Here is a 14,570-nt window from a genome sequence, read left to right as displayed (position 1 = left end):
ACTTGTTTGTTTATGCATGTCGTCGTCCCAAAACCGGTTCCCACTTTTGGGCGACTGCATCGGGCGCCTTCTAGCCGAAAGCGAAGCCGCGCACCATAGTCTCGACACTGTTGCGCGGCAAGCATGCCGATGGTGCCAGCAAGCGCAATTCGAACGGCCTGGATAACCCTTTGTTTACGGGCTCTTCACGACCTAAGTCTAGGCTCTCGGGCACCTGGGCTTGCCATCTAAAGTGCCGCAACAGGGAAAGATCAGGATCATGCCGGCCAGTCGGCCACTCCGCTTCATATTGCTTGGCGCCGTTGCCCTGCTGATAGTGGGGACGGCGGCAAACGAGAGCGTCGACGAGCAGACGACCTCATCGATCCCGATGCCTGACATGCAAGACAGAGCGCAGACCGATGCGCCCTCCGCCAGTATCGTCGTGCTGAAAAGCGGTCTCGACGCATTGGCCACCGGCGATATCGCCGCGGCACGAGCGGTGCGCGAAACATTGCCGGCCAATTCGCTGGACCGTCATATCCTGGCCTGGGCGATCGCGCTCTATGGCGGCGACCGTGTGCCGAGCAGCGAGATTGCCGATACCGCAAAGATGCTGCCGAACTGGCCGGGCACCATGGCCTTGCGCAAGAACAGCGAGCGCGCGCTCTACCGCGAAAACCCCTCGCCGCAGACCGTGGTGAAAGCCTTTGACGGCAGCCAGCCGCTGACCTTTCAAGGCGTGGTCATCCTTGCCCGCTCCTATAGAGCTCTTGGCAACACCAAGGCGGCGCTTTCCGTGCTGTCGCCGTTCTGGCGCACCGAGAAGCTGGAAGCCAGGGACGAGGCGGCCGTCATCAAGGAGTTTGGCGCCATCATTCCGGCTGCCGACCATCGTTTCCGCATGGAGCGGATGTTTTATGCCGACCGGGAGAATTCGGCGCTGCGGGTCGCAACCCTTGCCGGCGCGCAACCGCTGGCCGATGCCTGGGCCGCCGCCTCGCGTGGCGACAAGAACGCGGCCAAGCTGTTGAAAGCAGTGCCTGCCGCACAGCAATCGGCCGGCTATTTCTTCGCGCAAGCCGAATATCTGCGCAAGCAGCGGAAGTTTGCGGACGCCGCCGCGGTGATGATGAAAGCGCCAACGAACCGCGACGCGTTGGTCGATCCCGATGCCTGGTGGGTAGAACGCCGCGTGCTGTCGCGCGCGCTGGTCGATCAGAGCGACTGGAAGACCGCCTACAAGATCGTTGCCGCGCACGCCGCCGAAAGTCCCGCCAGCGCCGCCGAGGCTGAATTCCACGCCGGCTGGTATGCGCTGCGCGGCCTCAACGATCCTGCGACGGCCTCGACCCATTTTGCCCGCATCGCCGATCTCGCGCAGGGACCGATGTCGCTGTCACGCGCCTATTACTGGCTTGGCCGCGCGGCGGAAGTCGGCGGTCCCGGCAATGCGAAGGATTATTTCACCAAGGCGGCAGCCTATGGCACCACTTTCTACGGGCAGTTGGCGGCGGAACGGGTTGGCTTGCGCACGCTGAACATCGCCTATCCCGAGCCAAGCACTGTCGACCGCCAAAGCTTTGACGGCCGCGAAGCCGTCAGCGCCATCAAGCGGCTGCAGGAGGCGGGCTACGACCGCTATGCCGAGACGCTTTACCGCGACCTCGCCGGGCAGTTGACCAGCCCCGGCGAGCTGGCGCTGCTTGCCGTGCTGGCGGAAAAGCAGGGCAATCATTTCATGGCGCTGAAGATCGGCAAGATCGCCGGCGCGCGCGGCATCGATGTCGGCGCGCTGTCGCATCCGCTGGGCGTCATTCCCGACACCGCCGACATTTCCGGTTCGGGCAAGGCGCTGGCTTATGCGATCGCCCGCCAGGAAAGCGAATTCAATGTCGGCGCCGTCTCCAGTGCCGGCGCGCGCGGCCTGCTGCAGCTGATGCCGGGCACCGCCAAGCAATTGGCGAAGAAGGCAGGACTGAGCTTTTCCCAGGATCGGCTGACCAGCGATGCCGGCTACAATGCGACGTTGGGGGCTGCCTTCCTCGTCGAGCAGCTCGACCGCTTCGGCGGCTCCTATGTGCTGACCTTCGCCGGCTACAATGCCGGCCCCAACCGCGCCAGCCAATGGGTAGCCAAGTACGGCGACCCGCGCGGCAAGGGCATCGACGCCGTCGTCGACTGGATCGAGCGGATTCCCTACACCGAAACAAGAAGTTACGTGCAGCGCGTGATGGAGAATTACGAGGTCTACAAGATGCGTATTTCGGGGAAGTACGACATCGTTGGGGATTTGGTGAACGGGCGGGGTTGAGGCGGCAGAGCTGTCGCCATGGGCAGACGTTGGCGATCCTTCGCGCCCCCCTCTGGCCTGCCGGACATCTCCCCCACGAGTGGGGAGATCAGCTATCGTTGCCGATTTCGCCAATCTCCAACGTCGAAGGAAGGGCGTAGCGCCTGAACCGCCAATCTCCCCCCTCGTGGGGGAGATGTCCGGCAGGACAGAGGGGGGCGCTGTCCCTCCGACATTTCCAAGAGTGTCAGCTTGCCGACAACCCTCGATTTGACCGCTCCCACCCTCGCCTGTAGCAGACGGAGACAATCCGGACAGGGAGTCCTTTTAATATGTCGAGCACCGACGGCTTCTCCGACTTTTTCTACACCGCGCCGGACGGGCTCAAGCTTCACGCCCGCGTCTATGGCGAGACCAATTCGGCAGACTGGCAGGTCGTTTGCCTGCCCGGCCTGACCCGCAACGCGCGCGATTTCCATGAGCTGGCGCTTTATCTGTCGCAGCGAACCGACAATCCGCGCAAGGTCATCGCCTTCGACTACCGTGGCCGCGGCCAGTCCGCTTACGATCCTGATATCTGCCACTACAATGTCGGCATCGAAGCCGGCGATGTCCTCGCCGGACTGGCCGCTCTGAACGTCGAGGAAGCGGCCTTTATCGGCACCTCGCGCGGCGGGCTGATCATCCACGTGCTCGGCGCGCTGCGGCCGGCCGCGCTGAAAGCCATCGTGCTGAACGACATCGGACCGGTGATCGAGGCCGCGGGGCTCGCCTATATCCAAACCTATCTCGACCCGGCACCGAAACCGAAGAGCCGCGCTGAGGCGATCGATGCCCAACGCGTCGCTCACGGCGCGGATTTTCCCGCTCTGACCGCAGCGGATTGGGAGCGGATGGTGTCGGCCCTCTACCGCGAGACGGACGAAGGCCTCCTGCTGCCGGATTTCGACACGCAGCTGGTCGAGACGGTGGCGGGCCTCGACCTCAGCAAGCCGTTGCCGGATCTGTGGCCGCAGTTCGAGGCGCTGGCGGCCATACCTTTGCTTGCCATTCGCGGCGCCAACTCGAAACTCCTGTCGGCCGACACACTCGACGAGATGCAAAAGCGTCATTCCGGCATGGAAGCGATCACCGTCGAGGGCCAGGGCCATGCGCCCTTCCTGGAGACAGGCAATCTGCCGGGCGCTATCGCGGCTTTCCTGGATGGAGTACCAAATGCGGCCCAGAAAAAGTAAACCCCAAGATCAAAGATGATCCTGGGGTTGCCGAGGCAGTATATGAAAGCCTTGGGTAACTATTTGGCTTTCGAGCTTTTCCGGGGCGCCTTGGGTGCCTTCGCCGCTGCCGCTTTACTTTTTTGAGCAGGCGCTGGCACTGAGGCCGTGGTCAGCGGCGATGCGAAGGCCGAGCTTTTTCCATCGCCGGATAACCCCTCGCCGCGGGGCGTTTCCAGCACGACAACGCAGCCGTCGAGATCGTTGGTGGCCAGATGCGCATAGCGCATGGTCATCGAAAGCGTCTGGTGGCCGAGCCACATCTGCACGCGGCGGATGTCGATGCCGCCCTGGACCAGACGCGAGGCACAGGTGTGACGCAAGATGTGCGGAACCACCTGGTCGTCGGCGCCGAGACCGACTTCGACCTTGGCATCGTTCCAGATGGCGCGAAACTGTGCCTGGCTGAGTTTGGTGAACGGACCCTTGGGCCGGCGGCCCTCTGACGGGGGCAGTTTGATCACCTCCTTGACCCGCTCGGTCATCGGGATGGTGCGGCTGCGGCCGGATTTGGTGATCCAGAACGAGACGCGATGTTCCTGGATGTCGTTCCAGATCAGTCCGAGCGCTTCGCCAAGGCGGCAACCGCTGTCGACGAGAAAGACCGAGAGACGGTAGGCATCCTCGCTGCGGGTCCTGATGGCGGCGAACAGCCTTGCTTCTTCGTCCCTTTCGAGGAAACGAATCCGTCCCGCCCGCTCCTTCTGGCGGCGGAACTCGGGCAGGCTGTGGATATCCCCCATCTTGTAAGCCTTGCGCAGCAGTTTGCTGAGGGCAGCCATCTTTCGATTGATGGTTGCGTTGCTGTTGCCGCGCTGGCGCAAGGTGCCGATAAGATTGTCCAGGGTGCTCTGGTCAAAGGCGCTGAACCGTTCTCCGAGGAGAATCTCGTCTATTTCGCCGATGAAGGAGCTGACATTGTATTTATGCCGCCCATCATCCCAGAGTATGTCTCGGTATGCTGAAAAAAGCTCTCCGACCCGGTGCGACCTTACTTCTCTGATCTTGTTGTAGCTGTATTTTATCTTCGCATTTTGAGAAGAGAACATTGAGAAATGTTCGGAGGGGTCACCCTCTTGTATCGCGTCGATGGTCATAAATTGCCACACCCCCGAGTGGATAGAGTCAGACCTACCCGCTTGGAAGCGTCCTTTCAAGAGATTTAATCACGCAGTTGTGAATTCATCCGCCCATCAGCGGATCCCACAAACTCACCCTACGGACTGTTCAGCTGCCGATACCCCCTGTTCCTTCTGCTTGCCTTGTTCCAGTCACGAAACAAAAACAGCCCGGGCGTAGATGCGCCCGGGCTGAATTTCACCTGTATAAACCCAGCCCTTAGAACGAGCGCTGGAAGCGGAGGATACCGCCGACGCTGTCTTTTTGCCGGGCGTTGGTCCAGTCCACGTTGGTGTAGCTCGCAGGATCGTTGAACCCGCCGTAGTGGTCGTAATCAACTTCAGCCGTGATCGTCAGGCCAGGCACGACATCGTATTCAATGTTCGCTGCCAGGGCATAGTTCTTCGCGTCGTCAGCCGAAGCCTGAGCATTGAACCTAGTCTTCTCGTTGATGGTGTACGTGCCACCACCCCAGACAGCCCAGTTGCCACCCCACTGCTTGAAGTAGCCGCGACCGAAGACATCCTTGACATTCGCCGGATCGTTGAGGTTGTCGTCGGTGCCGTAGCCGGCCATGACCCACAGCGACAGGGCCTGCGACACGGTGACGTCCAAGCGAACCTTGCCGGCCACTTCTTCGTAGTTGCTGTCGTAAGCGATGACGCCGGTAATGGCGCCCCAGCCCTGCGTGTACTTCACGCCGCCGACGACGTTCGGGACATAGCTGTCGATCGTCCGGAAGCCCGAGCCTTCTTCGAGAGAGACCACGGCCGAGAAGCCGTTGCCCGCATCGAAGTAGTACTGGACGACGTTGGTGTCGAAATCGCCGTAGGGAACCAGCGTATCCTGGATCACGTTGCCGGCGTAGCCGATGAACGTGTTGAAGGCCGATTCGTCCTTACCGACGCGCAGGCCACCGAGCTGGATCCAGGCGAAGTTCAGCGAGGCCCCGGTGTTTCCAGCTTCGTTGTCGAAGAAGTAGTTGTTGCTGTTCTGGAAGTTGAAGCGGGTCTCGGTGTAGGTCTTCAAGGTGCCGAGTTCGGTTTCCTGGCCGGTCCAGGTCTTCAGCGCGAAACGGGCCTTCTTGCGGTAGGTGTCATTGGCGCTGCCATCCTGAGCATCGCCGGTAACCGCACCGTCGAACGAGCCGACGTCGCCGACGCCGATGTCGTAACGGACATAGCCGCCGATGCGCAGGCAGGTTTCGGTGCCGGGGATGTAGAAGTAGCCCGAGCCGTAAACGTCGCAAATCTTGACGTATTCAGCCGGTTCCGGCTCGGCGACGACGACGGCGTCGGCGGCGCGCGCACCGGAAACTGCGATCAGGGCCGCAGCGGAGCCGAGGAGAAGGCTCTTAATGTTCATTTTCTGACCTCCAGTCAAAAGTTAAAAAACGGGTCTGGGTATTCTTTGCTGAAGGACAGCGTTCCCTGCCCCATCCCCACTACCGAAAAAGATGCGCACCGCGCCGCTCCTTCGAAATCGACATTACCCATGAGGCGGCGGCGTTCAACCACGATCGTACCGGCGAAAGGGCTGTGCGGGTGCTATCCCCCGGCGTTGTTGCACAAATGACACGATTTGGCCTCAGCCAGAAAGCTCTCATTAACTATCGAAGGGCCCGGAAGCCTTTGCGGCAGCGCCCGAATGCGGCCGAATCCGGCGACGGCCGGCCGAGATTGCGGCCATGTCGCCGACTCGACAGCCAGGGAACCGCCGCAGATTCGCCGCATGCAAAAGGCGGCGCTGCGGCCAAATCCGGAATTTTCAGAGATAATGGCGCCGGCTTGTTGATTGTGCCCGCGCTTTTCTTTATCCAGCGGCGCAACGGAGAGGTGGCCGAGTGGTCGAAGGCGCTCCCCTGCTAAGGGAGTAGAGGTCAAAAGCTTCTCGTGGGTTCGAATCCCATCCTCTCCGCCATCCTGCTTCGCTCTTCGAGCTTCGCAGGACAAGCCCAACCCTCAGCGCGAAGCAGGATGGCGGAGAGGATGCCCTCCGAAGCCTTGGCGTAGGAGGGCCGGACCGTGTGGTGTGCTACGTGCCGCACAGCGTAAGCCCAGAGAATCCCTTGCAAAATTCGATTGGCAGTCCTGCTTCGCTCTTCGAGCTTCGCAGGACAAGCCCACCTCAGCGCGAAGCAGGATGGCGGAGAGGATGCCCTCCGAGGCCCCGGCAAAGGAGAGCAGCTCATGTGGTATGTGTATCTTCTGGAGAGTACGGCTGCGGAAGGCGAACGCTATATCGGCATAACGACGGACCTGAAACGACGGCTCGTCGAGCACAATGCGGGGAAATCCAGCCATACATCCAAGTTTCTGCCGTGGCGGATCGTCAGCTATATGGCCTTTTCGAACCAGGCCAAGGCAGCTTCATTCGAGCGCTATCTCAAATCCGGTTCAGGGCATGCTTTCGCCAACAAGCGCCTGTGGTGATGGCCGCATCACCTGCCGCAAAGGTCCATTATTTCAATAAACTTCAACAATAACAATTGGTTACAGAGAAAACGCCTGTCGCCGGCTTCACTGTCTTGTTCGATTCTGACTGGAGGTCAGAAAATGAACATTAAGAGCCTTCTCCTCGGCTCCGCTGCGGCCTTGATCGCAGTTTCCGGTGCGCGCGCCGCCGACGCCGTCGTCGTCGCCGAGCCGGAACCGGCTGAATACGTCAAGATCTGCGACGTTTACGGCGCCGGCTACTTCTACATTCCCGGCACCGAAACCTGCCTGCGCATCGGCGGCTATGTCCGTTACGACATCGGCGTGGGTGATGTCGGCTCGTTCGACGGTGCGAGGTCGTTCGACCATAAGGATGGCGACGAGCAGGATACCTTCTACAAGAATGCCCGTTTCACGCTGAAGACCTGGACCGGCCAGGAAACCGAGCTCGGCACCTTGAAGACCTACACCGAGACCCGCTTCAACTTCGGCAACCGTAACGGCTACCCGTCGGCAGACGATCCGACTACCGAAGCAGACGAGTTCAACTCCAACCCTGCCGGCAACAAGAACGTTTCGCTGAACTTCGCCTGGATCCAACTCGGTGGCTTGCGGGTCGGCAAGGACGAATCGGCCTTCGACACGTTCATCGGCTACGCCGGTAACGTGCTCCAGGATACGCTCGTTCCCTACGGCGATTTCGATACCAACGTGGTCCAGTACTACTTCGATGCGGGCAACGGCTTCTCGGCCGTCGTCTCTCTCGAAGAGGGCTCGGGCTTCGACACGATCGACAGCTACGTTCCGCATGTCGTCGGCGGTCTGAAGTATACGCAGGGCTGGGGCGCCATCACCGGCGTCGTCGCTTACGACAGCAACTATGAAGAAGTCGCCGGCAAGGTGCGTTTGGACGTCACCCCGATGCAGAACCTGTCGCTGTTCATCATGGGCGGCTACGGCACCGACGACAATTTGACGGACTCGAGCTATGCGATCGACGCCGGCGGCCGCGGCTTCTACAAGCAGTGGGGCGGCAACTGGGCTTTCTGGGGTGGTGGCACCTACACCATCAACGAGAAGACCTCGTTCAATGCCCAGGTCTCGTATGACGAATGGAAGAATCTCGGTGTTGCCGCCAACATCGCCTACGACGTTGTTCCCGGCTTCACGGTCACGGCCGAAGTCGACTACCTCAATGCAGGCAAGTTCGACGACGCCAATTTCTCCAACTTCACCAACGCCGACAAGAAGAGCAGCATCGGCGGTCTCCTCCGCTTCCAGCGCTCGTTCTAAGACGCTCAGCCTGGCTGAAAAGCAAACCCGGCGGGCAACCGCCGGGTTTTTTTGAAGCATCCGTCGCCATGTCATTGGCTGCAGTGGCCTTCAAAAGGCTGCCGCCTACCGGCAGTCAGGTCGTAGAGCGTGGCCACCCGCGCCGATTTCATCCCGGGCGTCATGGCCACTATTTCCAGCCGCGCCAGAACTTGCGCCGTCCTATCGGGCACGCTAGCAAGAAGGCTCATCTTCTCGTGAGCTTTTGCCATGCGCCAGCGCCCTGCCCTCACGCCGCTTGTCGGCGCGCTTCCCTCCACGGTGCCGTTTGTCGGACCGGAAGCGCAGGAGCGCGAGCGCGGACGTGCTTTTCGCGCCCGCATCGGCGCCAATGAGAGCAGTTTCGGGCCTTCGCCGCGCGTTATCGCCCGTATGGAGCGCGTCGCGCGTGACCAGTGGATGTATTGCGATCCCGACAATTACGATCTGAAGCAGGCTGCGGCCCGCCATCTCGGCGTCGGCGCCGAAAACGTCGTGGTCGGCGAAGGCATAGACGGGCTGCTTAGCCTAGTGGCGCGCATGTATGTCGCGCCTGGCGACGCGGTGGTCACCTCGCTCGGCGCCTATCCGACGTTCAATTTCCACATTGCCGGCGTCGGCGGCCGGCTGGTCACGGTGCCTTACGAGAACGACAAGGAAAGTCTGGATGGACTGCTCAAGGCAATTATCAAGGAGAAGGCGCCGCTGGTCTATCTCTCCAATCCGGACAATCCGATGGGCAGCTGGTGGGAAGCAGGAGATATCACCCGCTTCGTCGAAGCGTTGCCGGAAACCACCATGCTGGTGCTCGACGAGGCCTATGGCGAATTGGGGCCGGCCTCGGCGCTGCCGCCGATCGATGTCGCGCGGCCCAACGTCATCCGCATGCGCACCTTCTCCAAGGCATACGGGCTGGCCGGCATTCGCTGCGGCTATGCGGTGGCCGAGGCTGAGGTGATCCGCGATTTCGAGAAGATCCGCAACCATTACGGCGTCAGCCGCATGGCGCAGATCGCCGGCGTCGAGGCGCTGGCCGACCAGGACTGGCTGCACAGCGTGGTGGCGCGAGTCGCTGCCGGACGCACACGTATAGCCGGGATTGCCGAGACGAACGGGCTGAAGCCGCTGCCATCGGCGACCAATTTCGTCACCATCGATTGCGGCAAGGACGGCGCCTTCGCGCTGAAAGTGCTGCAAAATCTTTTGTCGCGCGACGTGTTCATTCGCAAACCAATGGCGCCAGGGCTCGACCGTTGCATAAGGGTCAGCGTCGGCCTCGATCATGAGCTCGACATCTTTGCCGAGGAACTGCCCGGCGCGCTCGCCGCTGCGCGGGGAAATTAGCCCGGCCGATTGCCGTCGCGACACGGCCTGCCAATGCCGCCAAAGGCCAAGACAGAATCAGCCGGGTCCCCGGCTTCCGTCGATCCAACAACAATCCAACCGTTCAAGGCTGTTGCTTTCGTCCGATCCCGCGCCAGTTCTTGAGCATGGGAGATAACGACCGGCAAAAGGCGGTGCAGGCGCGCGTGCATGGTAAGGTGCAAGGCGTCGGCTATCGGATGTGGGCGCGACGCGAAGCGATAGAGCTTGGCCTCGTAGGTTGGGTACGCAATGAACGAGACGGCACGGTGACGGCCTCGATTGCCGGTGCCGATGCTGCGGTTTCCACAATGATCGAACGGCTCCGGCAAGGGCCACGGGGAGCTTCGGTTTCGAAGGTCGAGATCGAAGAATTCGAACTCCTCGACGCGCCCATCGACTTTCGGATCATCGTCTAGACGGAACCACTTTATTGCATCTTGAATTAATTGAACGTTCGTTTTATTACTAAATACCGGGAGGCGATCATGGCACGCACAACGGGATCCGATGGCGAAAAAACTGAAGCGGCCGTCCGCGAGGCAGCGGTCAGCCTGATCGCCCGCTTCGGCTATGAGGCGACGTCGATGCGGCAGCTTGCCGCCGAGGTCGGCGTCCAGGCGGCCGCGCTCTACCGCTATTTTCCGACCAAGGAAGACCTGCTGTTCACGCTGATGCGCGAACATATGGAAGGGCTGATGGAAGCGTGGGACGCCGCACGCCCCGACGCAGCCGATCCGGCAACGCGGCTTGCCGCCTATGTCGAAAACCACATCGCTTTCCACATCGAGCGCCGCCACTCCACCCATGTCTCGAACATGGAATTGCGCAGCCTGTCGCATGACCGGCTGACGCAGATCCTGCGCATGCGCACCGCCTATGAGAAGGAGTTGCGCGCCATCCTGCGCGACGGCGCGGAGGCCGGCGCCTTCAGTGTCGATGACACCGGGCTCACTGCCATGGCCCTGATCCAGATGATGACCGGCGTCATCGTCTGGTTCCGGCCGGGCGAGCGGCTGTCGATGGCTGAAGTCACGGCGACATATCTTTCAATGACAATGCGCCTGGTTGGCGCGAAGATCGAAATCGGGGAGGAACGGCATGTACACGAGCACACTCAGCTTCGGGCATGACGAGGACATCGAGGCGCTACGCGATCTGGTGCGCCGCTTTGCCCAGGAGAAAATAGCGCCGATCGCTGCCGAGATCGACCGCAGCAATCAATTCCCCACGCATCTGTGGAAAGAGCTCGGCGCGCTCGGCCTTCTCGGCATCACCGCTGATCCCGATTTCGGCGGCAGCGGCATGGGCTATCTTGCCCACGTCATTGCGGTGGAAGAGATTTCGCGCGCCTCGGGCTCGGTTGGTCTCTCCTACGGCGCCCATTCGAACCTCTGCGTCAACCAAATCAACCGCTGGGCGACGCCGGCGCAGAAGGAGAAATTCCTGCCGGCATTGTGCTCGGGCGAAAGGGCAGGTGCGCTGGCCATGTCGGAATCGGGCGCCGGCTCCGACGTCGTCTCGCTCAAGCTGCGCGCCGAAAAGCGCAACGACCGCTATGTGCTCAACGGCTCGAAAATGTGGATCACCAACGGCCCCGACGCCGAAACGCTGGTGGTCTACGCCAAGACCGATCCGGAGCGGAAATCGCGCGGCATCACCGCCTTCATCGTCGAAAAGACCATGGCCGGCTTCTCGGCATCGCCAAAGCTCGACAAGCTCGGCATGCGCGGCTCCAACACCGGCGAACTGGTGTTCGACAATGTCGAGGTGCCCTATGACAATGTGCTGCATGAGGAGGGCCGCGGCGTCGAGGTCCTGATGTCGGGCCTCGACTATGAGCGCACCGTGCTCGCCGGCGGCCCGCTCGGGCTCATGGCGGCCTGTCTCGACGTGGCGATCCCCTATGTGCATGAGCGCAAGCAGTTCGGCCAGCCGATCGGCGAGTTCCAGCTCGTGCAGGGCAAACTTGCCGACATGTATTCGACGATGAACGCCGCGCGCGCTTACGTTTACGCTGTCGCGGCTGCCTGCGATCGCGGCCAGACGACACGCAAGGATGCCGCTGGCTGCGTGCTGTTTGCCGCCGAAAAAGCGACGCTGATGGCGCTCGACGCCATCCAGCTGCTTGGCGGCAACGGCTATACCAACGAGTATCCGACCGGCCGGCTGTTGCGCGACGCCAAGCTCTACGAGATCGGCGCCGGGACCAGTGAGATTCGCCGCTGGCTGATCGGACGCGAGATCATGGCGGAAGGGGTGTGAGCGATTTCAATGCCTGGTTTGCCAAAATACCTTGGAGTATTAGCACGGACTATCGTCGCATTGATCCCATTGTCGGGATTTGCGAATGCCGCCTCTTCAGATATGCCGCAATTTCGAGACGTTGCAGCACTGCGGGTTGAAGTCATTTCCCGCCTGAAGGCTGACAGCCGAGTCAAGCAAGCAATTCCCAACCCCGCCGATCCGGCGCGTCTTGACGTAACCAGGGTCGGTTCTACCGGCAAGGATATTCATCTTCAGGTGGACGTTACGAACCTGCTAGGCCGCATTCGCGACCTGCCGGCGGGAGAGGCGGAAACCGAAATCGAACGTTTTCTAACCACGCTCGTGCTCAGCGATAGCGAAAGCGGCTTCCAGGCCGATCTACTGATTGCCAACATTCGACCGCGCGAACATCTCGACGCTTTCAAAGGCGATGGCACAGAGCCCGACAAAGGACCGGCGTTTGAAACCTTGGCGGGTGACGTCGTGATCCTTTACCAGATCGACAATGAGGACTCGCTCGCCAGCGTCCGGCTTGACGATGTTGGAGACCGCTCACTCGCACAGCTTCGCCAGCTTGCTCTGGAAAACATCAACAAGCAGATTACGAAGGTCAAGCAGGAGCGTATCCTCGACGGGATATCGATCTTCACCGTCGAAGGGGATGAGGCCATCTCACCCGCTCTCCTCCTGACCGAAAAATTCTGGGCCACGCTTGGACCGCAATTCCCCAACGGCGTTTTCATAGCCATTCCAAAACGCGATGCCATCGTCGTTGTAGACAAGCGGCTTCCCAATGCGGTTCAGTTTGCTCGCTCATTTATCGACAAGGTTTTCAAGACCGAACCTGATCTTCTCTCCGAGTACATTTTCGAGCGCCGTGACGGCAAGCTGCAAGTCGTGGCAGAGCAATAGGAACCGATGTGGCCGTACTCCAAACCCAGATCTCGCCCTCCTCCGAAACCTACCTCGCCAATGCCGAGCGCATGCGGGCGCTGGTTGCCGACATTGCGGACAAGGCGGCAACCGTCGAGCGCGGTGGCTCGGAGGAGGCGCGCGAGCGTCATGTTTCGCGCGGCAAGCTGTTGCCGCGCGAGCGGCTGGCGCAGTTGCTCGACACCGGCTCGCCTTTCCTCGAGATCGGCCAGTTCGCGGCATGGTCCATGTATGGCGAGGAGATTTCCTCGGCCGGCCTCATCGCCGGCGTCGGCCGTGTCGAAGGCACCGAGGTGATGGTCGTGGTCAACGACGCCACGGTGAAGGGCGGCACCTATTATCCGCTCACGGTGAAGAAGCATTTGCGCGCGCAGGAGATCGCGCTGCAAAACAATCTGCCTTGCGTCTATCTGGTCGACAGCGGCGGCGCCAACCTGCCCAACCAGGACGAGGTGTTTCCCGACCGCGAGCATTTCGGCCGCATCTTCTACAACCAGGCCAACATGTCGGCGGCCGGCATTCCGCAGATCGCCTGCGTCATGGGCTCATGTACTGCGGGCGGCGCCTATGTGCCGGCAATGTCGGACGAAACGATCATGGTGCGCAACCAGGCGACCATTTTTCTCGGCGGCCCGCCTCTGGTGAAGGCGGCTACGGGCGAAGATGTCAGCGCCGAGGAGCTTGGCGGCGCCGACGTGCACACCAGGCTGTCCGGTGTCGCCGACCACTATGCGCTGGACGACGAACATGCGCTGGCCATCTGCCGGCGCATCGTCAAGAATCTCAACCGGCGCAAGACTGTAAGCCTGACCTTACAGGAACCCATGCCGCCGCTTCACGACGCGCGGGAACTTTACGGAATTGTGCCGACGGATCTGCGCCAGCCCTATGATGTGCGCGAGGTGATCGCGCGCGTCGTCGATGGCTCCGAGTTCGACGAGTTCAAGCAGAATTACGGCACCACGCTGGTCACCGGCTTTGCCCATTTACAAGGCATGCCGGTCGGCATCGTTGCCAACAATGGCGTGCTGTTTTCCGAAAGTGCTGTGAAGGGCGCGCATTTCATCGAGCTGTGCTGCCAGCGCAAGATCCCGCTGATCTTCCTGCAGAACATCACCGGCTTCATGGTCGGGCGAAAGTACGAGGCCGGCGGCATCGCCAAGGACGGCGCCAAGCTGGTGATGGCGGTTGCCACCGCCAAGGTGCCGAAGGTGACGATGATCATCGGCGGGTCGTTCGGCGCCGGCAATTACGGCATGTGCGGACGCGCCTACTCGCCGCGGTTCCTGTGGATGTGGCCGAATGCGCGCATTTCGGTGATGGGCGGCGAACAGGCGGCGACCGTGCTGGCGGTGGTCAAGCGCGAGGGAATCGAGCGCAAGGGCGGTGAATGGAGCGCGGACGAGGAAGCGAAATTCAAGAAGCCGATCCTGATGAAATACGAGCATGAGGGCCATCCGCTCTACTCCTCGGCGCGGCTATGGGACGACGGCATCATCGACCCGGCGAAAACGCGCGAGGTGCTGGCGCTCAGCCTGTCGGCCGCGCTCAACGCCGACATCGAGGAAACGAAGTTCGGCGTGTTCAGGATGTAGT

At 61.3% G+C, this 14,570-nt stretch carries 12 protein-coding genes and 1 tRNA gene; 11 read left to right on the top strand and 2 right to left on the bottom strand.

The window, feature by feature from the left end:
• Positions 1 to 259 precede the first annotated feature (259 nt).
• Entirely contained in the window at positions 260 to 2,293 is a 2,034-nt protein-coding gene (locus NKI64_RS14085) for a lytic transglycosylase domain-containing protein (protein WP_352668438.1), read from the top strand.
• 311 nt (positions 2,294 to 2,604) lie between these two features.
• Complete coding sequence (locus NKI64_RS14080; protein WP_023747468.1) at positions 2,605 to 3,507, top strand: alpha/beta fold hydrolase; 903 nt, start codon at positions 2,605 to 2,607, stop codon at positions 3,505 to 3,507.
• Positions 3,508 to 3,566: 59 nt separating this feature from the next.
• Here NKI64_RS14080 and NKI64_RS14075 read toward each other — a convergent pair whose 3' ends face one another.
• Positions 3,567 to 4,643 (bottom strand): tyrosine-type recombinase/integrase, encoded by a 1,077-nt coding sequence (locus NKI64_RS14075; protein WP_023747469.1) that lies wholly within the window; start codon positions 4,641 to 4,643, stop codon positions 3,567 to 3,569.
• 241 nt (positions 4,644 to 4,884) lie between these two features.
• On the bottom strand, positions 4,885 to 6,030 hold the full coding sequence (locus NKI64_RS14070; RefSeq protein WP_352668434.1) for a porin: 1,146 nt from the start codon (positions 6,028 to 6,030) through the stop codon (positions 4,885 to 4,887).
• A gap of 464 nt (positions 6,031 to 6,494) precedes the next feature.
• On the opposite strand from NKI64_RS14070, the gene NKI64_RS14065 reads away from it, so the two are divergent.
• The 9 genes from NKI64_RS14065 (at position 6,495) to NKI64_RS14025 (ending at position 14,569) form a co-directional block, all read left to right on the top strand.
• A tRNA-Ser gene (locus NKI64_RS14065) sits at positions 6,495 to 6,585 on the top strand.
• A gap of 269 nt (positions 6,586 to 6,854) precedes the next feature.
• Entirely contained in the window at positions 6,855 to 7,097 is a 243-nt protein-coding gene (locus tag NKI64_RS14060; RefSeq protein ID WP_352668665.1) for a GIY-YIG nuclease family protein, read from the top strand.
• Between the two features lie 123 nt (positions 7,098 to 7,220).
• The gene (locus NKI64_RS14055) at positions 7,221 to 8,393 is read left to right on the top strand and encodes a porin (RefSeq protein ID WP_352668432.1); all 1,173 of its coding nucleotides are present in this window, start codon (positions 7,221 to 7,223) and stop codon (positions 8,391 to 8,393) included.
• A gap of 249 nt (positions 8,394 to 8,642) precedes the next feature.
• A complete protein-coding gene (locus NKI64_RS14050; RefSeq protein ID WP_352668430.1) occupies positions 8,643 to 9,755 on the top strand; it encodes a pyridoxal phosphate-dependent aminotransferase in 1,113 nt (370 codons plus the stop codon).
• A 146-nt stretch (positions 9,756 to 9,901) separates the two neighbouring features.
• Positions 9,902 to 10,192 carry an acylphosphatase gene (locus NKI64_RS14045; RefSeq protein ID WP_352668662.1) on the top strand — a complete coding sequence of 97 codons (291 nt, stop codon included), beginning with the start codon at positions 9,902 to 9,904 and terminating at the stop codon, positions 10,190 to 10,192.
• 69 nt (positions 10,193 to 10,261) lie between these two features.
• The gene (locus NKI64_RS14040; protein WP_352668426.1) at positions 10,262 to 10,906 is read left to right on the top strand and encodes a TetR/AcrR family transcriptional regulator; all 645 of its coding nucleotides are present in this window, start codon (positions 10,262 to 10,264) and stop codon (positions 10,904 to 10,906) included.
• Complete coding sequence (locus NKI64_RS14035; RefSeq protein WP_352668424.1) at positions 10,875 to 12,038, top strand: isovaleryl-CoA dehydrogenase; 1,164 nt, start codon at positions 10,875 to 10,877, stop codon at positions 12,036 to 12,038. The genes NKI64_RS14040 and NKI64_RS14035 overlap by 32 nt, the downstream gene beginning before the upstream one ends.
• 9 nt (positions 12,039 to 12,047) lie before the next feature.
• Positions 12,048 to 12,953 (top strand): hypothetical protein, encoded by a 906-nt coding sequence (locus NKI64_RS14030; RefSeq protein WP_155922473.1) that lies wholly within the window; start codon positions 12,048 to 12,050, stop codon positions 12,951 to 12,953.
• A gap of 8 nt (positions 12,954 to 12,961) precedes the next feature.
• Entirely contained in the window at positions 12,962 to 14,569 is a 1,608-nt protein-coding gene (locus tag NKI64_RS14025) for a carboxyl transferase domain-containing protein (protein WP_352668422.1), read from the top strand.
• Position 14,570 lies beyond the last annotated feature (1 nt).

This window comes from Mesorhizobium sp. M0478 (assembly GCF_040321305.1).
Taxonomy (GTDB): Bacteria; Pseudomonadota; Alphaproteobacteria; order Rhizobiales; family Rhizobiaceae; genus Mesorhizobium.
This window is presented reverse-complemented; position numbering and strand designations above follow the sequence as displayed.

Coding starts and splice junctions, on each gene's coding strand:
- NKI64_RS14055 (WP_352668432.1), top strand. CDS start 7,221: ATGAACATTAAGAGCCTTCTCCTCGGCTCCGCTGCGGCCTTGATCGCA.
- NKI64_RS14085 (WP_352668438.1), top strand. CDS start 260: ATGCCGGCCAGTCGGCCACTCCGCTTCATATTGCTTGGCGCCGTTGCC.
- NKI64_RS14070 (WP_352668434.1), bottom strand. CDS start 6,030: ATGAACATTAAGAGCCTTCTCCTCGGCTCCGCTGCGGCCCTGATCGCA.
- NKI64_RS14080 (WP_023747468.1), top strand. CDS start 2,605: ATGTCGAGCACCGACGGCTTCTCCGACTTTTTCTACACCGCGCCGGAC.
- NKI64_RS14050 (WP_352668430.1), top strand. CDS start 8,643: ATGCGCCAGCGCCCTGCCCTCACGCCGCTTGTCGGCGCGCTTCCCTCC.
- NKI64_RS14075 (WP_023747469.1), bottom strand. CDS start 4,643: ATGACCATCGACGCGATACAAGAGGGTGACCCCTCCGAACATTTCTCA.
- NKI64_RS14030 (WP_155922473.1), top strand. CDS start 12,048: ATGCCTGGTTTGCCAAAATACCTTGGAGTATTAGCACGGACTATCGTC.
- NKI64_RS14040 (WP_352668426.1), top strand. CDS start 10,262: ATGGCACGCACAACGGGATCCGATGGCGAAAAAACTGAAGCGGCCGTC.
- NKI64_RS14045 (WP_352668662.1), top strand. CDS start 9,902: ATGGGAGATAACGACCGGCAAAAGGCGGTGCAGGCGCGCGTGCATGGT.
- NKI64_RS14060 (WP_352668665.1), top strand. CDS start 6,855: ATGTGGTATGTGTATCTTCTGGAGAGTACGGCTGCGGAAGGCGAACGC.
- NKI64_RS14035 (WP_352668424.1), top strand. CDS start 10,875: ATGTACACGAGCACACTCAGCTTCGGGCATGACGAGGACATCGAGGCG.